We start from the raw sequence: 24516 nt of genomic DNA, 5'->3' as shown, positions 1-24516 counted from the left end.
CTGCCGGAGTCAGACCCGGACCGGCGCGTCCTCCCGGCGGTCGTCGGCCTTGTCGAGGGTGACCGGCTCGTCGTACTCCTCGTCGTGCGTCATGTCCGGCAGCCACCTCAGCCACCGCGGCAGGTACCAGTTGCGGTCGTCGAGCAGCGCCATCGCGGCCGGGAGCATCACACCGCGGATGATCGTCGCGTCGATCAGTACGGCGGCGGCCAGGCCGACGCCCATCTGCTTCATCGACTGCATCGACAGCGTGCCGAAGATGGAGAACACCGCGACCATGATCACGGCGGCGCTGGTGACCACACCGGCCGTGGTGATGACACCGTGCGCGATGGCGTCCCGGGTGCTGCGCCCCTGCATCCGCGCCTCGCGGATCCGGGACACCACGAACACGTGGTAGTCCATCGACAGCCCGAAGAGGATGACGAACAGGAACAGCGGCAGCCAGGTCACGATCGCCCCGACGCCCTCGGCGCCCACCAGCCCGGCACCCCAGCCGTGCTGGAAGACGGCGGTGAGGATGCCGTACGCGGCGCCCACGGACAGCAGGTTGAGCAGAATCGAGGTGACCGCGATCGTCAGCGACCGGAAGCACATCAGCATCAGCACGAAGGCGAAGACGACCACGAAGGCGAACACCGGGACCACGGCCCCGACCAGCTTGTCGTTGAAGTCCTTCGACGCCGCGACCTGACCGCTGATGGGCGCGTCCAGCCCGGAGACCTTGCCGAGGGTGTCCGGCCGGATCTCGTCCCGCAGCAGGACCAGGCTCTGCTCCGCCTTGTCCTCGTCCGACCCGCCGACCAGCGGCACGTCGATCGTCGCGATGTTCTCCTTGTCGTGCACGACGATGTCGATGGGCCCCTTGGAGGCGCCCCGCTCCAGGGCCTGCCGCTTGAAGTCCCCGATGGCGCGCTTCACCTCGGGCGAGGAGATGTCGTCGGCCCGGACCACGACCTGGGCCGGGTCGGACCCGCCCGGGAAGGCGTCGTTGACGCGGTTGTACGTGTCGACGATCGGCATCGAGTCGCCGAACTCCTGGTCCAGGGTGAGGTTGGCGGTGTTCATCCCGAGCGCCGGCAGCGCGATCGCCACCAGCGCCGTCCCGGCCAGCAGCAGCGCCGTCCAGGGCGCCCGCAGCACCCGGGTCAGCACGGCGCGCCACACGCGGCTCTCGCCGCCCGCGTTGGTACGGCCCCGCTTGAGGCGGTTGAGGAACGGCACCCGGCCCTTCTCCACCCGCTCACCGAGCAGCGACAGCAGCGCCGGCAGCACGGTCACCGAGCCGACCATGGCGACGGCCACGACCATCAGCGACGCCACACCCATGGCCGAGAACTCGGTCAGCCCGGTGAAGAGCATCCCGGCCATCGCGACGATCACGGTGATGCCCGACACCAACACGGCCCGCCCCGAGGTGGCCGCCGCGATCTCCAGCGCCGTCCGCCCGTCGCGGCCCTTCTCCCGCTCCTCGCGCTCCCGGCGCAGATAGAACAGGCAGTAGTCCACACCGACGGCCAGACCGACCAGCAGCATCACATTGCTCGCGGTTTCGCTCATGGGCTGGACATGGCTGACGACACCCATCAGACCCGCTGTCGCGACGACCGCCGTCATCGCCAGGACAACCGGCAGCAGTGCCGCGACCAGTGCGCCGAAGGCGATCAACAGGATGCCGAGTGCGACAGGGATCGCCGAGTACTCGGCCTTCTTGAAGTCGCTGCCGAAAGCGTCCTCGAAGGTCTTCCCCATGCTGGCGCCGCCGATCTCCTCGATCACCAGCTCGCCCTCGTGCTGCTTCTGCACCCCCTCGACGGCGTCGAGGACCGGCTCGACCCGCTCGAACGCGGTCTCCGGGTCGCCCTTCATCTTGAACTGCACCAGCGCGGACCGCCCGTCGGCGGAAATCGTCTTCGCCTCGTACGGCGACACGACGGCCGTGGCCTCACCGGTCTTCCGCACCGCGCCGATCACGTCGTCGACGGCGGCCCTGAACTCCGCCGCGTCCGCCTTCGGCCCCGAGGCGGTGCTCTGCAGCAGCACGGTCTCCCCGGCCGGCTCCTCGATCCCCGCGTCGTCCAGGATCGCCAGCGCCTCGTGCATCTCCCCCGGGATCGCGTCCTTGTCCTTGACCTGCGCGGTCCCCGCGGCCGCCCCGGCGAGGCTCGCCACGGCGACGAACGCGACCCAGATCAGTACGGCGGCCCACCGGTGGCTGACGCTCCACCCACCGACGCGCGCGGCGATCCCCCGCGGCCTGCCCCGGCCGCTCCCTGCGTGTGTACGGCGGTCGTCCGCCACGATCGTGTCCCCTCGTGAAGCGGCGAGGGCCCGGCGCCCCCACTCACCTCACCGAAGGTAGGGGCGCGACCGGGCCGGACCCATCGTGCTTCCCGGTGAATCGAGGGGACCGTATCTCCACCCTACGACGGGGGGTTATCCCTACCTCCGACCATAGATGTCCCTTACATCTAGCCCGCGGAAGCGCCGACCGGCAGCCCTTCCGCCCGCCACGCCCGGAAGCCGCCGACCACGTCCGTGGCCCGGTGCAGCCCGATCCCGCGCAGCGACGCGGCGGCCAGCGACGACGCGTACCCCTCGTCGCAGAGGACGATCCACCGCACGTCGAAGTCCACCGCCTGCGGCACCGACGCCCCCGACGTCGGATCGCAGCGCCACTCCAGATGATTCCGCTCGATGACCAGCGCCCCCGGAATGCTTCCTCCGGCCAGCCGCTGGAACTCGGGCCGCGTGTCCACCAGTACCGCTCCCGCGGCCGCCTCCGCCGCCGCCTGCCGCGGCAGCAGCCGGTCCAGCCCGGACCGGGCGCGGTCGAGATGCTCGTCGATTCCCATGGTCCGTACATCCTCCACCGGACCGACGGCCCACGGTAGGGGGACATCTGTTCGCCGAAGCTCCGGACAACACCCGCTGTCCCGCCCCACAGTACCCGAATCCCGCGATGTTCCCGCAGGTCAGAGCCGCTTCAGCTGTCCCACCGTGTCCCACGTCCATCGTCCCGGAGCGCCCCGGCGGCTGGAATAGGGACATGCCCCGGGGAACACCGGGACAGCGACCAGAAGGAGAACCGTGATGCGAGCCCGTATGCAGAACCCCGCCGTCGTCCTGTCCGACGCCATGCAGCCGATTCAGGACATCTTCAAGGCCGCCCACGCCGGCGGTGTCGACGGCCAGACCCTCGAGCTGGTGCACCTGCGCGTCAGCCAGATCAACGGCTGCAGCGCCTGCGTCGACGCCGGCGCCAAGACCGGCCGCAAGGCGGGCCTGAGCGACGAGCGCCTGGCCACCGTCGCCGCCTGGCGCGAGGCCCCGTACTTCAGCGACGAGGAGCGCGCCGCCCTCGCCCTCGCCGAGGCCGCCACCCGGCTGGCCGACCGCCCCGAGGCCGTCAGCGACGAACTGTGGGACACCGCCGCCGGCTTCTACGACGAGAAGCAGCTCGCCGCGATCGTCCTGATGATCGGCGTCACCAACATGTTCAACCGCCTCAACGCCACCACCCGCCAGATCGCCGGCGCCTGGGGCTGACCCCCTCCCCACGGAAAGGGCCACACCATGACGTACGACGGCTTCACCCTCGAGGAACGCGACGCGATGAAGCAGCGCGCCCAGGAACTCAAGGCCGCGGCCCGCCGCACCACCAAGGCCGAGAAGGCCGCCGCCGACGCGGCCGCCGTCGCCGAGAAGATCGCCGGCCTGGAGCCGTCCGACCGCGAACTGGCCGAACGCTTCCACGAGATCGTCACGGCGAGCGCACCGGACCTGGCGCCGAAGCTCTGGTACGGGATGCCCGCGTACTGCAACGGCGCCGGCAAGATCGTCTGCCACTTCCAGCCGGCGAAGAAGTTCAGCACCCGCTACGCCACCATCGGGTTCGCCGACACGGCGAACCTCGACGACGGCACGATATGGCCCACGTCGTACGCGCTCACGGAGCTGACGGAGGCCACGGAGGCGACGATCGCCGCCCTCCTGACCCGCGCGGTGAGCTGACGGCCCTCCCCGGGGCGAACCCGAACCGAGTTCCGCCCCGGGGCCGCCCGCGTCTAGGCGCCCAGCAGGTGATGCAGCGATTCCGCCAGCACTCGCCCCTCGGCCTGCGCCGGAGCCGGGATGCCGAGCAGGGCGGCGATCGTCGGCGCCACGTCCACGTGCCGCGCCCGTACCGGCGGCCCGTCCGCCCGTACCCCACGGCCGGCGATCAGGAACGCCGCCTCCATCTCGGCCGTACGCCCGTGATAGCCGGCCGGATCCGCCGGATCGGCCACCGCGAACGACCAGCCGTCCGCCGGCTCCGCCACCAGGTCACCGAGCCACGGGCTCGCGTGGAAGGCGTCCAGGTCCGCCCGGTCGAAGACCTGCGTGACCTGCTCGATCGACGCGAACACCGCCTTCGCCCGGGCGATGTTCGCCTCCGTACGGGCGGCCCCCAGCAGATACGTGTTCGCGACACCCCCGACGACCATCGCCAGGTCCGTCCCCGCCGCCGGCGCCCTGCCCGGCGCCACGAACTCCGGCGTGAAGCCCGCCGCCGTCAGCGCCTCGAGCACCGGCCCGCCGAACGCCCGGGTGAACGTCCCCATGCCGTGGTCGCCGAGCAGGACGAACGCCGTCTCCCCGTAGATCCCGACGTCCTTCGTCGCCTGCACCAGCCGCCCCAGATCGGCGTCCAGCGCGGCCAGCGTCGGGCCCATGCCCGCCGACACCGAGCCCTCGCTGTGCCCGAGGGCGTCGAGCTGGTCGCAGTACACCGCCAGCAGCGTCGGGGGCTCCTCGACGACGACCGTCGTCGAACCGGACTTCACCGGACGGCCGTGCAGGATGTCGATCGCCATGTCGACGCGTACGGTGCTGGTCCCGCCCGGCTGCGCGTACAGCGCCCGCGGGTCGCCGAAGACGGCGCCGTGGTTCTGCACGATGAAGAACTGCACCGAGGCGACGGTCCCCCCGGCGCCGGTCACCGCCTCGGCGATGCTCTGCGCGTCCATCGTCCGCGCCTGGCTGACGGCGAGGCCGGTGGCGGGGTCGAGGAAGTACGGGGTGTTGTGATGGGTGGCCGGCCAGGCGCCGGTCGCGACGGTCGCCCAGGAGCTGTTGGTGATCGACGGGAAGACGCCGGTCGTCGTGCCGAGGCTGCCGTGTCGGGCCAGCTCGTCGATGTGGGGTGTGTCGACGAGGTCCAGGTAGGCGGGGTCGAAGCCGTCCCAGCCGAGGAGTACGACGTGCTTCGCGCGGGGTCCCGTCGTCCCCGCCCACGCGGTGCGGGGGAGGGCGAGGGCTGCTGCCGACCCGAGACCCGCGGCGAGGGCGGCGCGGCGGCTGATGCGGCGGGTGCTCGAGGGCTGTGAGGTTGGTTCGTTCATGATCGGAGCGTTGGTGTCCGTGATGAACTCCTCCCATCGGCGAACTGGCTTCTGACAGTGGAGAGGATGGCCGATATCTAACGGGTCCGACAAGGTCGTACGAAAGGCGGGGATTGATGTCCGACCCGGCGGCTACGGTCGTCGCCATGGACGGACTGGGAGATCATGCTGCCGAGTTGTACACCGTGCTGACCGGGGGCTCGGAGGCCACCGGAGACACCGAGGTCCGGGTGGATCCGGACCGGCTCGAGAGACGCGAGCGGGACCTGCTGCTGGCGACCGCCTGCGCGGTACTCGACAGAGACAGCACCGATGACAACGCACAATTGGCCGCGCGTCTCCTCCTGCGGGGGATCAGCAGACCCGTCTTCACCGCCGCGGCCTGCGCCCACCTCTTCGCCCGGCTGGCCGACCACACCGTGACAGGAGGGGTACGGGTCGCCGCAGGCGCGATGCTGCGCTGCCCGGACTTCGCGGTCACCGACGAGCTGCGGGCATCCGCCGCCGCCCTGGTCGAACGGGCGCTGGTGAACGGCGGCTGGCACGCCCAGGACGCCACCCTCGCGGTCGCGGGCGTCGCGGGACCGGACTCCGAGCGCATGGTCGTCGACCGGATCCGGGCGGATATCGCGGACAGCCCGCTGCGGCTGGCCGAGCTCGAGGTGCTGCGCGCCGCGAACCCGGTGCAGCGCGCGCTGGTCGCGGACGAGCCGGAGCGGTACGAGATGGGCCGCGTCTGGGAGCGGCTGCCCGACGCCCCCCACCGGCTGGCGGCCGTTCCCGGATACGAGGCATGGGCCCGCGAGACCCTGACGGCGGCCTGCGCCCGGCTCACCGCGATCCACGCGCGGCGCCTGCCGTACCTCGCCGACCAGGCGTTCTCCGCGACCGACTGCGACACCCTGCGCCGCGCCGCCCGCCTCGGCCTCGAGCTCGACCAGCCCTGGGCCGGCGAACTGCTCGCGGAGCTGCTGCCCCGGGTGGCCGTCGCCCCCACCGTGGCCCGGACGATGCCGTCGCAGGCCGCCTGCATCCAGCTCGCCCTGACGGTCGAGGCCCACCCGACACCCGAGTCCGTGGCCGCCGTGCACGAGACCTACCGCGTCGTCCGCCACTCGGGCGTGAAGAAGAAGCTCGACCGGCTGGTCCGCCGTGCCGAACGCGCCCTGGCCAACCGCCCCGAGACGGCGATCCGCCTCCCCGACCTGGGCGTCGCCCCCGACGGCACGGCCCGCGTCCAGGCCGGCGTGCACTACGCCGCCCTCACCGTCGAGGAAGACATCGACCTCACCTGGCGCAACGCCCAGGACGAGCCCTACGTCGGCGTCCCCGCCCAGGTCCGCCGCGACTTCCCGGCGGCCCTGACCGCCGCCAACGCCCTGCGGACGAAGCTCCGCGCCCAACTGCGCGTCCTCTCCCGGGTGCTGGAGGACACGTACACCTTCCCGACCGGCTACCGCTACGACCGCTGGCGCGACAACCTCGCCACCCACCCCGTGGGCCACTCGATATCCGACCGCCTGATCTGGGAGTACGCGACCGGTCCGGACACCTGGACGTCGTTCCTCCCCACGGACGGCCTCCCGGAGCCGGACCCCGGCACGGAGGTCCGCCTCTGGCACCCGGTACGGGCGACGGCGGAGGGCCGCGCGTACTGGAGGGACCGCGTGCTCGACGGGAAGATACGCCAGCCGTTCCGCCAGGCGTTCCGCGAGCAGTACGCCCCGCCGGAGACGGGCCGGGGCACGGCGATGTTCACGGGCTACGTGCTGCGCCTGGAGCAGGCGCTGGGCCTGGCGGTACGGGAGGGCTGGACGACGGAGTACGACTCCCTCACCCGCACCTTCGGCGACGTCCGCGTCACGCTTCCCCTGGGCGCGCGCCTGCGCCCCGGCGCCACGGGCTGGGCCACGGCCGGCGACCTCGCCCTGGACCGCCAGCTCCAGGACCTCCACCCGCTCCCGGTCTCGGAGATCCTGCGCGCGGTCGACCTCCTGATCTCGGTCAGCGGCTACGCCCGCAACGACACCACCCTCGACTTCGCCCGCTGGCCGGAACTCCGCCGCCTCAGCGCCCTCCCCCTCACGGACATGTCCCGCCTCCGCCACGACACCCTGACCCGGGTCCTGTCCCCGCACATCGAGGCGGGCCGGGTCACCCTCTCGGACCACCACGTCCATGTGGGCAACCACGCGGTCCACGTGGCGACGGGCCGCGTCACGCGGGACGGCGAGCAGGTCGACGTCCCGGTGCTGCAGACGCGGGGGACGACGCCGATGCCGTATCTGCCGTACGAGGAGAGGCTGCTGGAGCACGTGCTGCGGATGGTGGAGCTGCTGCTGGTGGGGGCGCGGCAGGTGGAGGCGTAAAGGACTTGCCGCCGTACTATCGCGAAAGAAACACGGATCGACAAGCATTCAAAATCCGCCCACGGGAGCGCAGCCTGGAGGTATGACAGCAATCACCGCGCACAACCAGCACCCCATCGGCTCCGGATTCACCCCCGCGTCGACGGTCGACGACGTCATGGCGGGCATCGACCTCACCGGCAAGAACGTCGTCATCACCGGCGGCCACTCCGGCCTCGGACTGGTGGCCGCCCGCGCGCTGGCCGGGGCCGGGGCCTCGGTCACCGTCGGCTCCCGTGACACCGGGCGGGCCGAGAAGGCGGTCGCCGGGATCGCGGGGGTCGAGGTCGGGCAGCTGGACCTGCTCGAGCCGGCTTCGATCGACGCCTTCGTCGAGCGCTACCTCGACTCGGGCCGGCCGCTCCACATCCTGATCAACAACGCCGGCTTCACGGGCGGTCCCGGCGGTCTCGTCCACGACGCCCGCGGCTACGAGGCCCAGTTCGCGGCCAACCACCTCGGCCACTTCCAGCTGACGCTCGGCCTGCACCCCGCCCTGCGCGCGGCCGGCGGCGCCCGGGTCGTCAACACCACGTCGGGCGCCCAGCGCATGTCCGACATCCTCTGGGACGACCCGCACTTCACCACGGGCCGGCACGACGACGGCCTCGCGTACCCCCAGTCGAAGACCGCCAACGTGCTGTTCACGGTCGAACTGGACCACCGCTGGTCCGCCGACGGCATCCGCGCCTACGCCCCGCATCCCGGCATCATTCCCGCCACCTCCTTCAACAAGTCGGCGGGCGAGGAAGCTCAGCGGGCCATGGGCCTCATCGACGAAGCCGGCGAGCCGATCACCGACCCGGTACGCGGCATCAAGACCCCGGAACAGGGCGCCGCGACGATCGTGTTCGCGGCCACCAGCCCCCTGCTCGCGGACACCGGCGGCGTCTACCTCTACGACAGCGACGTCTCACCGCTGGACGAGGACCCGAAGCCCATCGACCTGATGGACACCGACGCCGACATCCCGGTCGCCGTCGTCCCCCACTCCATCGACCCCCGCTCGGCCCGGCGCCTGTGGGCCCTGAGCGAGCGCCTGCTCGACAGGCCCTGACTCTGCGGTGAGCTCCAGCACAACACCGTGCGCAGGTCACAAGCCCGGCGGCTCCGAATTCGGCGTGCGGGGAGAGCTGACGCGCTGCGATACTGCGCCGATGACGAACGTGCCCACTGCCGTGGTGGATTCGCTGCACGGCCTCGCGTTCGGCGACGCCTTCGGCGACCGCTGGTTCGGCATCCTGCGCCGGAACGGTGACGCGGCCCTGGCGGCGCGGACGCTGCCCGAGGGAACCGCTGTGGCGGTGGAGTGACGACACCGCTTAGGCGCTGGTTCTCGTCCGGGAGCTCGTCGAGGGCGGGGGCGTCGTCGACCAGGACCGCCTGGCCCTGCGCCTCGCGGCGGCCTACGCCGAGGACACGCACCGCGGTTACGGCGCCTCGATGCATGACGTGCTGCGCCGGATCGGGGCGGGGGAGCCCTGGCGGGAGGTGGTCGCCGGGCAGTTCGGCGGCCAGGGGTCCTGGGGCAACGGCGCGGCCATGCGCGCCGCCCCGCTCGGGGCCTGGCACAGCGGCGACCTTGACACGGTCGTAGAGCAGGCGGCCCGCCAGGGCGCGGTCTCGCACCACCACCCGGAGGCGGTCACCGGAGCGGTGGCGGTCGCCCTGGCCGCGGCCCTGGCGACCCGGAGCCGGGGCGGGGACGCCCCGGCGGGATCGGACTTCCTGCGGGCGGTCGCCGACCGACTCCCCGACAGCGACGTCCGGTCGGGAGTACGAATCGCGGCCCGGATGCCGGAGCACACCTCGGTCCGGCACGCGGCGGAGGTCCTCGGCTCCGGCTACCGGATGTCAGGCCCCGACACCGTCCCGTACGCCCTGTGGTGTGCGGCCGGACACCTCGACGACCTGCACGAGGGCCTGTGGACCACGGTCACCGGCCGCGGCGACATCGACACGACCTGCGCGATCGCGGGCGGAATTATTGCCGCCCGTACGGGCGTCGCTGCCCTTCCACCCGCATGGCATGCGGCCCGAGAACCGCTGCCTCCGGTCGTGACGCGGTAGGACTGCGTACGGATCTGGTCGCCGGTGGGAGATGAGCGAGCAACTGGTTCAGCTGGTGGGCTGGCGAGGCAACGAGCAGGTGACCTGCTTGCCCAGGGGAGTTGTCTCGACGATCCACCCGGGCGCGACGGCGTCGAGGATCCACAATCCCCGTCCCGACACTTCTTCCGCGTTGTCCGGCGACAGTTCCTGTCGCATGGGGAGCGCGTCCCGATGTGGGTCATGAACCTGGAGCTGGATGTCCCCCTCGCCCAGGCTGAGCTGGACGACGACGGGGACCCAGGGACCGCATGCGCGTACGGCATTGCCGACCAGTTCGCTCGCGACGAGCTGTGCGGATTCGGCGGTTTCCACGCTCAATCCCGCTGCCGTGACCACCTCGTACAGGTGGTGCCGCATCTCGCGGAGGTTCCCCTTGCTCGCACTCATGTGCAGTACGAAGCCGGCCTTCCGAGGTGCCAGGTAGAAGCCGCAGACCGCAACCGGCGGACCCGCTTGCTGTTCGCTTACGTACATCTCGCGTTCCCTTGATCGATGGGGCGGGGCGATCGATCCGCAACTGGAACTACTCGCCGAAGGTGACTGTTTCGTCACCGTCCGCCATGTGAAGCAGCATGCCTCCATCACTTCTCATTGGGCAACATGCCTGGAAAAAGTTCCCCAGATCGGTTGTCCGTGACCCTCGGCGCAAGCCAGACTGGCCGCATGGCCTGGAAGAGGAATCCCGCCCCCAAGTCGGTCTACCGCCGCCAACTATCCGCCCAGCTCAAGCGGTTGCACGACGAATCGGGCAAGACGCTGGCCGAGGTGGGCCAGCTCATCGAGGTGAACCAGGGTTCGCTGAGCCGCATCATGAACGGCGACCGCGGAACCACGCCCGTCCTGGCCAAGGCGATACTGGACTGCTACGGACTCACGGATCCCGCGCTGCGGGAGGACATCCTCGACCTCGTCCGAGCCGACCAGGCCCAGCGCAAGAAGTGGTGGCGTAAGTACTCCGCGGTCATCAACACCACGCAGTACGGCGGCTACCTGGAGCTGGAGCAGAGCGCGACGTCACTGTCTTCGTACGAACCCCAGCTGATCCCCGGACTCCTGCAGACGCCGGAGTATGCGCGGCAGGTAATTGCCGCTATGCGTGTGGACTTGCGTATCGGCGAGATCGAGGCGCTGGTCGAAGTGCGGATGAACCGGCAGGACATCCTGTCGAGTGAGGGTGCCAGTCCCCCGAAGTTGTGGGCAGTCGTCGACGAGGCGGCGTTTCGCCGCGTCCAGTCACAACCGGCCGTGCTGAGGCGGCAGCTCGAACATCTACTGGAAGCTGAGTCCAGCCCGAACGTCACGCTGCAGTTTCTGCCGTTTGAGGCTGGACTCCACCCTGCCCTCTCGGGCCCGTTCATGCTCATGACTTTCGCTGACCCCAACCCGGACGTGGTCTGGGTGGAGAATCTGACCAACTCGGTGTACTTCGAGGGATCCAATGATGTGGCGCATTACAGCGTGGTCTTCGATCACCTGAGAGCCACGGCCTTTGGTCCACCCGAGACCCGTACCCGGATCCGGAACTTGCTGAAGGAGCTGTGAGTGAGCAAACCCAACCCGGCAGCGCTCGACTTCTCCACCGTCGCTTGGGAGAAGAGCGAGTTCAGTGGAGGCAGCGACAACTGCGTGGAGTTCGCCATACTCGGCGACCTGATCGCTGTGCGCGACTCCAAGCGCCCCGGTCAGACACCACTGATCTTCACCCGCACTGAGATCGCCGCAATGCTTGCGGGCGCGAAGAAGGGCAACTTCGACCACATGACGTAGTGCGTACAGCGGCTCGGTGTAGCCGCGTCCGATCGGAAGGCGGTCGGCTGGTCCGTGACGCGGATCCCGGCCGATCGCCGGTTCCGTCAAATTAACGGCTGATCCGGGTTGTCGGTGCCTCAACTGGTTGCGGGGGTGAGGCGCCCTTTCGAAGGCGATGCGTGACGTGGTCGTCCGGCAGCGAAGTGCTTTGCGTACTGAGTAGGGGGAAACGGGCCGTCTGACGACCACAACGGCAGGCCGCATGACGGGAGACCGACATGTGCGGATCTGCGGTAGCCCGAGGGTGAAGTGCCCCTCGGGCTACCCGACCATGGAAGTTCTAGCCAATGGCGAGTTTGTTTTTCCAGCCGACGCCGTCGGAGTTGCCGACGACAGTGACGCCGTTGCCTGTGATGGCGGTGCGGCTTCCGGGGTAGAAGCGGACGCTGTAGTCGACGCGTAGGGCCCAGAAGTCGGGGATGTTATCTCCGTTGGCGTCGGGGGTGCCGAATAGGAGGCGGACGGTGTCGGGTCCCCATCCGCTGGCGCCGTAGACCGTGTCTATGCCGTCGGCGGAGGCGGCGGCTGTGCCGAGTGATTCGAGGTCGACGCCACCGCCTGCAGCTGGTTTGCCTTTGCGCAGCATGAGTCGGGTGGTGGTGCGGAAGAGTAGGTCAGTGACGCCGTCGCCGGTGATGTCCTGGACGGTGACGATGTCGCGATCGGGCCATGCATCGGGGTTGATCTGTTGGGCTTGCTCGATGGTGGCGCCGTTGTAGCCGACGAAGACCCACAGGGTGTTGCCGACGGTGGCGAAGAAGTCGGTCTTGCCGTCGCCGGTGGCGTCTCCGGCGGAGACGATTTGGGTGATGGTGCTGGGGGCTGGTGCGTTTGCGGGCAGGAGGATTTCCTGGCGTTTGTCGATGTTGACGGCGCCGTAGCCGTCGCCTGGGTAGACCCAGAGTTTGCCTTCTCGTACGGCGACGATGTCTTGGAGGCCGTCGCCTCCGTAGACGTCGCCCAGGTGGGTGATGAGGGTGTTTTTCCAGTAGCCAGTGGGTGGGGCGGTGTAGACGGGCAGGTCGTCGCCGTTGGGGTCTTTTTGCGGGTTGGGGAGGTAGGCGCCGGACATGGAGTAGTCGAGGTCGCCGCTGCCCTTGGTCGGGTCGGCGACGGTGCCCTGGTTGGCGTACAGGCGCAGGGCTCCGGTGCCGTCGATGACCATGAGGTCAGGCAGGTCATCGCCAGTGAAGTCGCCGGGGGAGTCGGCCTTGTCGCGTGGGGTGAGGTAGAAGAAATACTTGGTCGGCTCGGAGACGTTGCCGGCGTCGTCTACGGCGCGGACGAAGAGCACGTTGGGGCCTGCGGCCTGGGGTTTGACGTTGCTGGCGGTGGTGAGCGTGCTTGTGGCCGCTCCGTTAGTGCGGGTGATGGAGAAGGGATAGTCCGGGCTGTTGAAGCCGTACTCGTAGCGGACCACGTCCGTCTGGGACGCCTTGAAGGTAAATGAGCCGGCAGTGCCGAATTTCACCGTGCTCCAGTTGGCGTCCTCGTCCTCGTTGAGGAAGCCGTTGTTGTTGCCGTCGGCGTCGGGGAACTGGGTGGAGGTGACGGTGGGCGGTGCGGGGCGGGCGGTGTCGAAGACGAACCTGCAGGGTGTCGAGGCGGGCGAGTAGCCCGAGGAGGCGCCGAAGGTGTCCATGGAGCGAGCGCGCCAGGAGTACGTGGTGCCGTTCTTCAGGTCATTCGCCGCGTTGCCGTCTGCGCTTGTCGGGTCGAACGGGTCGGTGTGCACCCGCGCGGTTGCCTTCTGGCTGCCTACGCTCACCGTGGCTTTGCTGCCGAGGAGGTTGGTGGTGCTGCCGCCGGTGGGCCACAGTTCGAAGCGGACCGAGGAGAGGTTGGCGTCCTGATCCTTGGTGCTGGCCCAGAACGTCAGGTCGATGTTGGAGACGTTGATGTAGGGGGCGGTGGTGTCGCACGACCGCTCGGGGTCGAGGTCCAGGCTGGTCGGGGCGGAGGGCCTGCGGTTGTAGACGAGTTCCACATAGGGGTCGTTGCCGCCGTCGGCCTGGAACTTCTTCCAGCTGTACTGCGAACTCTCGTCACCCGCCCGAAAGCCTATTGTCATGGACTTGGCGCCCGAGCCCGCCACAGCTTTCTGCGCGGCGGACTTGACGTCGAAGGCGACGTATTCATCGGGGCAGCTCGCGGACTTGTAGCCGTGCGCGAAGCTCTTGGACCCCAGCTTGTTCGCGCTGGTCATGGCGGGAGCGTTGGACCAGTTGGTCTTGGAGGAGATCGCACCCGTGAGATAGACGTTCATGGTGCGTGCACTGCAGGACCAGGAGTACGTCTCCAGCGCGCGCAAGGTGGCGCTGTAGACCGTGGAGCCCTTGAGGCTTTGGTCCCAGTCGATGGTGAAGTACGAACGTGAGGTGCCCCAGGTGTCGGACTCGAAGCCGACTCGCGCCTCGTGCGTCCCGCCCTTGTTGAACCCCTTGCCGTTGTAGAAGGTGGCCTTGGGGTGGCGGCTGTAGGCGGTGGTCCAGTCGTTGGTGTGCTTCTTCACCGACGGGTCGATGAACACTGGGTACTCGGTCGCCGGGTCGTTGAGGAAGTCCATGTCAGGGGTGACGGTCCAGTTCGGGCCGTCCAGGTCCGTCGTCGGCACGGTGCCGCGAGAATCCGGCTGCGGGCCGTCCAGCCCCGGCAGGTCCAGTGTGGTGGCCGCGCCCGTGTGGGACGGATCGGGTGTGGGCTCGCCCGGGACGGGTGGGGCAGGGGATTCCGCGGTGGCTCCGGGTTCGGGTGTCTCGTCACCGGGCAGAGGCTCGCCCTCGTCGTACACGTCACCGTTGTCCCCGTCGGCCGGCACGTCACCAGGCCCCGGGGATCCGGTGGGCGATCCGGACTCCTCCGATTCCCCGCCGGGCGGATCGGAGGAGAGGACTTCCGGTGCCGGCGCTGCGGTGGATCCGGCCTGCCCGTCGGTGAGCGTTGCGTCGCCCGCACTGTCCCACATCAAGGGCGTCGGGGACGTCGCCACCGTCTCGTCCGACGGATCATTGGCACTGAGAACCCCGGTGACGGGGTCGAGTGTGAAGGACAGGTCGGGTGACGACAGACCGTATCTGAGCTGCGCCACCCGCGGATCTGCGGCCGCCGCACGCGTCTTGACCACGAGCAGTTGCGCGAAGCCCAAGTCGTCAGCGGTCAGCACTAGATCCGCCCCGGGGATGATGTCCGGGTACAGCGCTCGCGGACCGTCGATGATCGGGGCGGGGATGGCCTCCGGCCAGGTCAGCACGATGTCGTGGCCGCCCACGGTAAGGGTCACCAGCGGATTGCCTGTTGCGGTCACCTGTTCCGGCGCGCCCAGGGGCAGGCGGGTGACGGCGCTGCGGTCAGCCCGCCGCTGAGGAGCGCGTGCACCGGGAGAGAAGACCATGCCCACGTTGGTGGCCTTCGGTGACCAGCCCTGTGCCGACTTGGCCAAGGTTGGGTCGATCGCCTTCCACTGTCCGCCCACCTGCGCCCGGATCGGGCTGGAGTGGATGTCCCGTTGGAAGAGTCCGTCCGGTCGTGCCCACGTGGTTGTGTAGGCGGTGCGCAGCGCGGTGGCCTCGACGCGCTTGTTGGTCTTCGCCGCCCGGACCGCGGCCTGTGCCTCGGTGACCACGGTTTCAAGGCGGGGATCGGCCTGGGCGTGGTGGCCCGGCTGGTCGTGATGAACCAGTCCGGCGTACCCCAGTCCGGCGGCGAGCGCGATGACTGTCCCCCATGCGACGGCTCTTTGCTTGCGCGGACGCCACCTACGGATCATGCGAAGACCCCTCCCCCTCCTGAAACGGCGAGCAGATCATTCACCATCAACGGTGGGTACGTCACGCCCCCGTATCTCATGGGTCGACAGACTGAAGCTCACTGAAAGCCGAACAGTTCCTGTTTCACACGAAATTCACCAATGAAGACTGTGATCATCATCACATCGGACTTGGCGGATCTTCACCCGGGCCGCAACTTCCCCCCAGAATTCGCGCGTTGCACTGCGCCCCATGCCAGCCCCTGGCCTCGGCGGCGCTGTCGCCGTACTGGGGGGTTACACCGTGTCGTTTCGCATGCCCGCACGCCGCGCTAACACGCGCCGCCTGGTGGTCACCGCCGTACTCGCGCTCGTGTGTGCATTGCTGCCGACGCCCGCGCTTGCCAACCCGCCGGACCCCGCAACGGCGGAAGTCCCCCGCGATCAGGTGACGCTGGAAGCCCTGGCGCAGGACAGCCCGGTCGACGGAGAGACACGCGATCCAGGCCTCGCCCGTATTGATCAGGAACCCCCGGAACAACAGACCGAGGCCCCGCCAGGCACCACCACACCCGCCAAGGACGGCGCCGCCGCCGTGTCCTTCGACAGCGCTGTCCAGGCCCGCGCGCTGAGCACCACGGACGGGGACGACCTGGTGCCGGTAGGAGACCTGCCGGTGAAGATCGGCCCTGCCGAAGGAGCTCCCGCGCCCAGCGGAACCTGGGAAGTTGCCGTGTCCCCCCGGACCGCGCCGGAAGCGTCCGGAATCGATGGTGCCCTGGTCACGGTCACCGCCCCGGTCACCGGATCGGTGCCGATCTCCGTCGAACTCAGCTACCAGACCTACGAGAACTACTACGGCGCCGACTGGGCATCGCGACTTGAGTTCGTCCAGTTCCCCGAGTGCTACCTCACCACACCCGACCTCGAGGAGTGCCGCACCTACACCGAGCTGGAAACCGTCAACGACCCCCAGGCGAAAGCCGTCACCGCCACCGTCGACACCGCCGCAGACGGCGTCGGAGCCCCGTCACTTGCTGGCATGTCGGTGATGGCTGCGACCGGCGACAAGGCTGTCGTCGGGGCAGTGGACTCGGGATCCGGGGCGGGCGGTTCATTCAAGGCAACCGGTCTGGCCTCGGACGGTAAGTGGGAGGCCGGCGGCTCCTCGGGCGCATTCACCTGGTCCTACCCTCTGCAGGTTCCGCCGCCGCCGGCAGGTCCCGCACCGAAGATCTCCTTCAACTACAACTCGCAGAGTGTCGACGGCAAGACCGCCGCAACCTCCCCGCAGAGCTCCTGGCTGGGTGAGGGCTGGGACTACGACCCGGGCTTCATCGAGCGCCGATACCGCACCTGCAAGGACGACCGCGACACCACTGCCGCCGGCGCGCCGAACAACAAGGACCACAAGACCCCCGACCTCTGCTGGGTCTCCTACAACGCCGTGATGTCCCTGGCCGGCTCGACCACCGAGCTCGTCCGCGTCGGTACGCCCGCAGCCGGCGAGCCGGATCTCTACCGCCCGCAAAACGACGACGGCACCCGCATCGAGCGCAGGACCGGCGCCAGCAACGGGGACAACGACGGCGAATACTGGATCGTCACCACACGCGACGGCACCAAGTACTACTTCGGCCAACACCAAGTCGGCGGCAGCCACGCCGACACCGACTCCGTCTTCACCGTCCCCGTCTACGGCAACCACCCCGGCGAACCCTGCCACAACACAGCCTTCTCGGACTCCCGCTGCACCGCAGCCGATGGCACCAAACTGCAGCAAGCCTGGCGCTGGAACCTGGACAAGGTCGTAGACGTCCACAACAACGCCATGATCGTCAACTGGCACAAGTCGACGAACTACTACGCAGTCAACAAGAAATTCACATCCCCCGAGAAGTACGTACGGGGCGGATACCCGACCTCGATCGAGTACGGACTGCGCACCAGCGACCTGACCACCCCCTCCGCCAAAGTGGTCTTCAACGCGGCTCAGCGATGCCTGCAGACGACCGGATGCGAAGCCGACACCTTCGACAACACCGCCGACCCCGCCGCCTACCGGCCATGGTGGGACAGCCCCGGCAACCTGAACTGCAAGTCAACCTCCGACATGTGCCCGGCCTTCCCCTCCTTCTGGATCCGCATGCGCCTGGGATCGGTCACCACCTACGGTGCCCGCCCCGGTGTCACCGGCCTGGGCAAGGTCGACACCTACACGCTGCACCACTCCTTCCCCCGCGACTGGTACGACACCTCACCCGGACTGTGGCTGAACTCCATCACCCGCACCGGATACGCCCCCGGCGACTCCACAGGCACCCTGCAGAGCAAAGCAGGCGTGAGCTTCGCCCCATACGTGGTCGCTCCCACCGACCCGCTCGGTGGTCGGCTCAAGGACCGCCAGCTCCCCAACCTCGTCCCCAGATACGCGGGTGACACCCGCCCCGCCTTCACCCGGCCCCGGATCGGCGTCGTCTCGACCGAAGACGGCGGCGACATCACGGTCACATATTCCGGCGGCTGCGCCACCCAGCCCAGCACAACCCCCGAGAACAACACGAGCGCCTGCTTTCCGATGCGTTGGTCTCCGGACGGCGAACTGGAAAAACCCGCACTCGCCTGGTTCAACAAGTACGTCGCACACTCTGTCGTGGAGACCGACCGGATTTCCGGCGTGTCAGACACCATCAGCACCCGCTACACCTACACCGGCGCCACGTGGGACAAGAGCGACGACGAGTTCACCAAGCCTGAACTGCGTACGTACAACGTGTGGCGCGGATACCAGCAGGTCGCGACTACCAAGGGCAACCGCAACACCGCCGGCCCCGGTCTGGCTCAGACGCAGTCGTACTCCGTTGCCCGCTACTTCCGTGGTGTAGGCGGGGAGGTCAAGGACTCCACCGGGAAAACCACCCTCCTGGCAGACGACCAACCGCAATTCGCCGGAATGCCCGCCGAGACTATCGACTACCGCAGCGTCGATGGCGGCGTTATGAACCGCACGCTGTTCTTCCCATGGTCCAAGCAGACGGCATCCCGCGACCGAGACGGCGGCGCCGGCCTGCTGCTCGCGTACCGCACGGGTATCCGGCGCACTGATGCTATCCAGACCATCGACGCCAGCTGGCAGGCCGTCCGTATCGTCACCGCGGTAGACGACACCTACGGCCTACCGACCCAGGTCGAGCAAGCCGTGGTCAAGCCCGATGGCACAGAAGAGAAGCTCAGCGACTACACCTGCTCGAAATACGAGTACATACACAATGAGGCAGCCTGGTTGATTGGCCTGCCCAAGTCACAACGAACCACCGCCACGTCCTGCGCCGACTACGCAGGTGCTGACCCGGCCACTCAACTCGTCAGCTCCACGCGCACCAGCTACGACAATCAAGTCTGGGGTGCGACACCCACCAAGGGACTTGTCACCAGCACGGCGACCATCAACGGAACGGGCACCTCGGACAGCATCGTCGGCACGGCCAGTTACGACCCGCTCGGACGTGTACGTACGATGACCGACCCGAAGGGGGCCGTCACCGAGACCCAGTACATTCCGGCAGACACCGGCGGTCCGGTCACCTCGATCAAGAGCATTAATGCCAAGGGCCACACCACCACCACGACGATGGACCCCGGCCGCGGTCTCGCGCTCACGGTCACGGACCCCAACGGGCGGGCCACCCGCACCGAATACGACGCCCTCGGCCGACTGACCAAGGGATGGTCGGCATCCCGCTCGACCGGCACCCAGACGCCCGACGTGATGATCAGCTACCAGCCGGCCACCGTCACATCCACCCTGACCAAGCCGGCGTCTGTGATCACCCAGGCCCTCAAGGACGACCAGACCACCTACAGCAAGCAGATCACTCTCTACGACGGTCTCGCCCGCCCATTCCAGACCCAGGCCGAGGCCCACGGCCCCGGCCGCATCATCGCCGACACCCGCTACAACGATCACGGACTGCCCCGTGAACAGACAGGCACCTACCTCGCCAAGGGCGAACCGGAAGCCACCCAGTTCAAGCGGCTGAGTAACACACAGGTCCCCAGCATCAGCCGCACGTTCTACGACGGCGTGGAGCGTCCGGTGAAGATCACCACGATGCACCACGGCACGGCCGTCTACTCCGACTTCACCACGTACGGTGACAACTGGACCCTCGCGGAACCCGCCGGCGGAGCCACCCCGGCAGTCAGAACACACACCGATGCCCTCGGCCGGGTCATACGGATCCAGCATTACACCAACACATCCCTGACCAAGTCCCGCAGCACCTACTACAGCTACGACGCGCGCGGAAACCGCACCCAGGTCAAGGACCACGCCGGAAACGAGTGGAACTACACCTTCGACGCCCGCGGCCGTGTGACAACCGCCACGGACCCCGACACCGGCACCTCGAGCTTCGGCTACGACGACCTGGATCGCCGCACAAGCAGCACAAACGCGAACCTCGAAACGGTCTACACCGACTACGACGTCCTCGGCCGCACCACTGCAGTCCGAGAAGGTTCGAAGACCGCCACCCCCTACAAGGAATTCACCTTCGACAAGCCCGGCGCCCTGGGCCTGGCAGACTCCGCCACGAGCCACACCTCAGCGGGCGACTTCGTCACCCGGGTTACCGGTTACGACACCGAGTACCGGCCCACCGGCCGCGATCTCGTCGTGCCCTCCCACGCCACCACCACTGGAGTGTCCGGAACCCACCACTACAGCTACACCTACACGCCTACCGGCAAGCCCCTCAGCACAACCCTGCCTGCCATCGCCGGACTGGCCCAAGAGAAGGTCGTTACCCGCTACGACAGCGACGGACTGCCCGAATCAACCTCCGGACTCACCTGGTACACCGCCGACGTCACCTACTCGCCCTACGGCGAAGCACTGCGCACCGTCAGCGGACCCCAGCCCTACCGGGTCTGGACTACCAACTTCATCGACGACAAAACCGGCAGCCTTCAGCGCACCGTATGGGACCGGGAAACCAGCAACTCCCACCGCATCGACGACAACTACTACTCCTACGATCGTGCCGGCAACATCACGTCCTACGCCAGAAAACTTACCGACGGCGCAACCAGCACCTGGGACAACCAGTGCTTCACATACGACCGCCTCGGTGAACTCGCCCACGCCTGGACCTCGAACATCACCGTCGGAAAATCCGGAACCGGCTGCAAGTCAGCTAACAACATCGCCTGGGGGTACCGCACCGACGGGAAGGGCTCCGCAGGCCCCATCGCCGAGGCGCCCGATTCCGTCACAGACGCCGAGACACCGGACGCGGGACTTACCGCCTCCCTGAACGACGCCGCCCCCGCGACCGGCACCGTTGCCGCTACCGGCACCGCCTACTGGCAGTCGTTCACCTACGACGTCATCGGCAACCGAGCTAGCCTCACCGAACACAACCCTGCGGACCCCGCCCAAGATGCCACCACCCGGTACAGCTACGGCAGCACCGTTATGGACGGCACCGGCGGACCCACCACCATCCAGCCGCACACCCTCACCAGGACGGACCAGCCCACCGGCACCGACCCGACCTACCGCTACGACACACTCGGCAACACCGAGAGCCGCACCCTGCCCGGCGGCACCCAGAACCTGGAATGGAACATCGAGAACAAGGTCACCCAGGTCACCGGCACCGGAGACGGAGCTACCGCCGTAGTCGGCCTGGCTGGCAAGTGCATCGACGTGCAAGGCGGAGCAACCACCGACGGCACTCCCGTCCAGCTCTATGGCTGCAACAACAGCACCTCTCAACAATGGCGCCTCCAGGGCGACGAACTACGCAACAGAGGCAAATGCGCGACAGTAGTCGGAACCGCCGTCCAGATCATGCCCTGCAATGGCGCCACAGCCCAGAAATGGACCACAGGCGCCAACGGCAAGCTGACCAACACCGGCACGGCCAAGTGCCTGGAAGTGCCAGCCAGCAACACCGCTGACGGCACTGACCTTCAGATAAACACTTGCGACACCAGCGGCACGGCCCAGAAGTGGACCATCGCCGACAAGGTCACATACCTCTACGACACTTCCGGCAGCCGCATCCTCGAGTACTCAGCCGCAGGCAGCACACTCCACCTCGGCGACGCCGACATCACCACCGACCCCAACGGGCAACCCATCCAGGCCACCCGCACCTACACCCACCCCGGCGCACCCTCCGTCATTCGCCAGGCCAAGAACGGCAGTGCCACTGGTCACAGGATTTACGTAACGCTGACGGACCACCTTGGCACCGCCACCACCACCGTCGAACAGGCTACCGGGCAACCTGTCACCCGCCGAACCTTCAAACCCTTCGGCGAAACACGCGGTACCAAACCCGCATGGCCGGACAACCGAGGCTACCTCGGCATCGGAATCGACGACACCAACACCGGCCTCACCCACATCGGCGCCCGCGAATACGACCCGTCCGTCGGCCGCTTCATCTCCGCAGACCCCATCATCGACATGGCCGATCCGCTCCAGATGAACGGATACGCCTACAGCAACAACAGCCCCATCAGCTCCAGCGACCCCACCGGCCTCAAACTCGCCTCCATGGGCGACGGAGGAGGCGGTCACTCGGCAGCGAGTTATCTCCTCGGTTCCTCGGATCCGGAAATTCGACGAGCGGGCTGGCATCTCATTTTCCGCAGTCGCCAAAAAGATACCCGCCCGGCAGGAGACTGGAAGGATGCAATTGCTGGCGCCGTGGAGTCCATCGCGGCTGGCGGAGATGCGATCGCAACAGTCACCTTGCCCGGCGGCTACTTCCTGGCACAAGGGCAGGAAAAACTGCGGTACTGGGCAATGGATAAAGTTGGAATTGACCGGAGTTCTGCCGCATTCGGCGATGCTCGCGAGGTAACCGACGCAGCGCAGTTGGCGCTAGGGGCCGGAAGCGCCGCGAAACTCCTGACAAAGGGCGCTGCGGCACTTCTGAAGAAACTTGCACCGAAACTCGTCGACGAAGCGGTAGAGGCGGGTACTTCGGCAGCGAAGGCGGCGGAGCCGCCGAAATGCTTTTTGGCCGGCACTGACATTCTTATGGCTAATGGCGCCGCGAAGGATATTGAAGATATTCGCCCCGGTGATTTGGTGGAGTCGAGAGATCCTGAGACCGGCGAGGAAGGCCCCCGCAAGGTAACCCAACTCATCATTACTGAGGGCAAGAAGCACCTCAATAAGCTGTCGATCGCAACCGAAGACGGAATCGATTCCGTCACGGCTACTCGAGAACACCCGTTCTGGTCTCCATCGGAGAACGAATGGGTCTCTGCCGGCGACCTCCAGCCCGGGATGACGCTCCTCACCGATGACGAGCAGACGGTCATCGTTACCTCCAACAAGGCTTTCACTAAGTACGTCCGAACCTACAATTTCACAGTCGAAGACCTCCACACGTACTATGTACTTGCAGGCAAGATTGCCGTCCTGGTTCATAATGATTGTGGCGAGGAAGCGGCCCGAAAGATTCGGGCTGGTTTGCCGGACCGTCCGAATGGTGAGGGTCCTACGACAGGGCAGCTTGTAGATTCTGCTGGAAATACCCTCCGAGGGCCGACGAGGAGTGGTGGCAATGGCGCCGACGTGTTGGAGGTCGACGGCTTCCTGAAGCAGCCGAATTCTGGAATGACATATATTAACCTTAAGGCGAGATATACGGCTGCGCAGCACCCCGAGACGCAATTTGCTATGTGGATGCGGAACAATGGAGTCAAGAGAGCCGCGGCCGTAATAAACAATAACTACGTGTGCGGGTTTCCGTATGGATGTAAAGCGGCGATTCCGGCTATATTGCCTAAAGGGTATGCTTTGACGATTTATCATGATGGGCCTGAAGGTGTGGAGGTATTGTACGGTAAATCGCAAATTCCACTCGGATAGTATTCCGTCTGGACTGCGTGCTTTTGGTGAGGCGGGTCCAGGCTGAGTATGAGGGTGATGGGCGATGTCGATTACTCGCATGGTCTGGTTTTGCATATTCGACTTCGCCGCGAAACTGATTGCCGTTCTATATCGTAAGGATCCCTCTTTTGAATTATGGAAGGGTCAGTGATTGTGCGCGTTCAATAGTCTGTCAGTGCTTCAGATGGCGGGGTAGGTGCCCGGGTGGGAGGATGTGGCAGGGTGTAGCCGCATACTGACATCTAGTGTCCGGACTGCGATTCCGCAGGATTGTATCGGGTGGCGTATAGTTGGTAACGGTCTAATTGTGATCCAATTGGGTGGTAGGTCTTTGCGGAGAGGATAGTCGGTGAATTATGGATTGAACCCGACCGATCGGGAGCATGTTGAATGGCTGTGTGTGCCATTTTTCGGTGTCGGGCCGCTTCGATTTGGCCAGAGTCATGAAGCCACTATCTCGGCGCTCGGGGAGCCGGTGTCAACCCGCTTTAGGTGCAAGAAAGTGATAAGTGCACGCTTTGGGGAAATCCTGCCGCAAGTCGCGGTCTATTATGATAATTCTGAGCGATTGTCGTGTATTGCAATTGACGCCGAAGTCGGTCCCCAAGTTGTGCTGGGCGGGCTGAAGATGGTTGGGCGAAAACCCTCGGAGCTGGAGGGTGAATTTGTTAAATATGCAAATTCGAGCGGGGTGGAATATGTGTCGGTATCTCAGGAGGGTGATTTCGGCTCAGATGAATTTGGTATAGTTCTGAGGGCTCAGCGATCCGGGGATTTTCTTGCTTCGAGACCTGTTTTTGTGTCGCGGGAATGGAGTGAGTCGGTTTGTGATATGCAAACCGGTTTCGTTCCGGAAGAAGAATGGAGGGTTCGGTAAAATGAGCGGACCTCATGTCACTCACGCTGGCGTAGATGAGATCTGCTCAGTATTGCGCCAATCCCGGAACGGCTCGCACTCGTCGCGCCCGGCGCGATCATACGGGCCAGTTGCATCAGCATGACACTGAGGTCCTGCCAGCCCGGCTCGGAATCCAGATCAGGAGGCAACCTGCCTCCGTCAGGGCGTCAGGTGGCGGACGTGGCTGAATTCATGAGGTTATACCGCTCCACTACCACCCGCCCCACCTCCCCCGCCGC

Annotated in this window: 13 protein-coding genes and 1 pseudogene; 9 read left to right on the top strand and 5 right to left on the bottom strand. The window is 67.0% G+C overall.

Going from position 1 to position 24516, the window contains the following annotated elements:
* Positions 1–9: 9 nt before the first annotated feature.
* Both SRB5_RS32285 and SRB5_RS32280 read right to left on the bottom strand, forming a co-directional pair.
* Positions 10–2301 (bottom strand): MMPL family transporter, encoded by a 2292-nt coding sequence (locus SRB5_RS32285; RefSeq protein ID WP_323378844.1) that lies wholly within the window; start codon positions 2299–2301, stop codon positions 10–12.
* A gap of 170 nt (positions 2302–2471) precedes the next feature.
* Positions 2472–2855 carry a rhodanese-like domain-containing protein gene (locus tag SRB5_RS32280; RefSeq protein ID WP_153457034.1) on the bottom strand — a complete coding sequence of 128 codons (384 nt, stop codon included), beginning with the start codon at positions 2853–2855 and terminating at the stop codon, positions 2472–2474.
* 238 nt (positions 2856–3093) lie between these two features.
* On the opposite strand from SRB5_RS32280, the gene SRB5_RS32275 reads away from it, so the two are divergent.
* Together SRB5_RS32275 and SRB5_RS32270 are read left to right on the top strand one after the other, a co-directional pair.
* Positions 3094–3549 carry a carboxymuconolactone decarboxylase family protein gene (locus SRB5_RS32275; protein WP_153457033.1) on the top strand — a complete coding sequence of 152 codons (456 nt, stop codon included), beginning with the start codon at positions 3094–3096 and terminating at the stop codon, positions 3547–3549.
* Between the two features lie 27 nt (positions 3550–3576).
* Positions 3577–4014, top strand: coding sequence for an iron chaperone (locus SRB5_RS32270; protein WP_153457032.1), 438 nt, complete (start codon positions 3577–3579; stop codon positions 4012–4014).
* Positions 4015–4067: 53 nt separating this feature from the next.
* Here SRB5_RS32270 and SRB5_RS32265 read toward each other — a convergent pair whose 3' ends face one another.
* Entirely contained in the window at positions 4068–5384 is a 1317-nt protein-coding gene (locus tag SRB5_RS32265; RefSeq protein WP_153457031.1) for an alkaline phosphatase family protein, read from the bottom strand.
* Between the two features lie 146 nt (positions 5385–5530).
* Here SRB5_RS32265 and SRB5_RS32260 point away from each other — a divergent pair, with 146 nt between their 5' ends.
* The 3 genes and pseudogenes from SRB5_RS32260 (at position 5531) to SRB5_RS32250 (ending at position 9862) form a co-directional block, all read left to right on the top strand.
* The gene (locus SRB5_RS32260) at positions 5531–7753 is read left to right on the top strand and encodes a DUF4132 domain-containing protein (protein WP_153457030.1); all 2223 of its coding nucleotides are present in this window, start codon (positions 5531–5533) and stop codon (positions 7751–7753) included.
* 82 nt (positions 7754–7835) lie between these two features.
* On the top strand, positions 7836–8849 hold the full coding sequence (locus SRB5_RS32255) for an SDR family NAD(P)-dependent oxidoreductase (RefSeq protein ID WP_153457029.1): 1014 nt from the start codon (positions 7836–7838) through the stop codon (positions 8847–8849).
* A gap of 100 nt (positions 8850–8949) precedes the next feature.
* A pseudogene (locus tag SRB5_RS32250) lies at positions 8950–9862 on the top strand (ADP-ribosylglycohydrolase family protein).
* Between the two features lie 48 nt (positions 9863–9910).
* On the opposite strand, the gene SRB5_RS32245 reads toward SRB5_RS32250, so the two are convergent.
* Positions 9911–10378, bottom strand: coding sequence for an ATP-binding protein (locus SRB5_RS32245; protein ID WP_153457028.1), 468 nt, complete (start codon positions 10376–10378; stop codon positions 9911–9913).
* A gap of 189 nt (positions 10379–10567) precedes the next feature.
* On the opposite strand from SRB5_RS32245, the gene SRB5_RS32240 reads away from it, so the two are divergent.
* Both SRB5_RS32240 and SRB5_RS32235 read left to right on the top strand, forming a co-directional pair.
* Positions 10568–11446 (top strand): helix-turn-helix domain-containing protein, encoded by an 879-nt coding sequence (locus SRB5_RS32240; protein WP_153457027.1) that lies wholly within the window; start codon positions 10568–10570, stop codon positions 11444–11446.
* Positions 11447–11671: a DUF397 domain-containing protein gene (locus SRB5_RS32235; protein WP_323378842.1), complete on the top strand. Its 225-nt coding sequence runs from the start codon at positions 11447–11449 to the stop codon at positions 11669–11671.
* Positions 11672–11993: 322 nt separating this feature from the next.
* Here SRB5_RS32235 and SRB5_RS32230 read toward each other — a convergent pair whose 3' ends face one another.
* Positions 11994–15479 (bottom strand): DNRLRE domain-containing protein, encoded by a 3486-nt coding sequence (locus SRB5_RS32230; protein ID WP_153457026.1) that lies wholly within the window; start codon positions 15477–15479, stop codon positions 11994–11996.
* Positions 15480–15774: 295 nt separating this feature from the next.
* Here SRB5_RS32230 and SRB5_RS32225 point away from each other — a divergent pair, with 295 nt between their 5' ends.
* Together SRB5_RS32225 and SRB5_RS36885 are read left to right on the top strand one after the other, a co-directional pair.
* Positions 15775–23358 carry a ricin-type beta-trefoil lectin domain protein gene (locus SRB5_RS32225; protein WP_228390616.1) on the top strand — a complete coding sequence of 2528 codons (7584 nt, stop codon included), beginning with the start codon at positions 15775–15777 and terminating at the stop codon, positions 23356–23358.
* A gap of 370 nt (positions 23359–23728) precedes the next feature.
* Positions 23729–24256 (top strand): hypothetical protein, encoded by a 528-nt coding sequence (locus SRB5_RS36885; RefSeq protein WP_228390615.1) that lies wholly within the window; start codon positions 23729–23731, stop codon positions 24254–24256.
* Positions 24257–24516 lie beyond the last annotated feature (260 nt).

This window comes from Streptomyces smaragdinus, from assembly GCF_009604385.1.
Classification (GTDB): Bacteria; Actinomycetota; Actinomycetes; order Streptomycetales; family Streptomycetaceae; genus Streptomyces; species Streptomyces smaragdinus.
The sequence above is the reverse complement of the archived record's forward strand: the minus strand, read 5'-3'. Positions and strand labels throughout refer to the sequence as shown.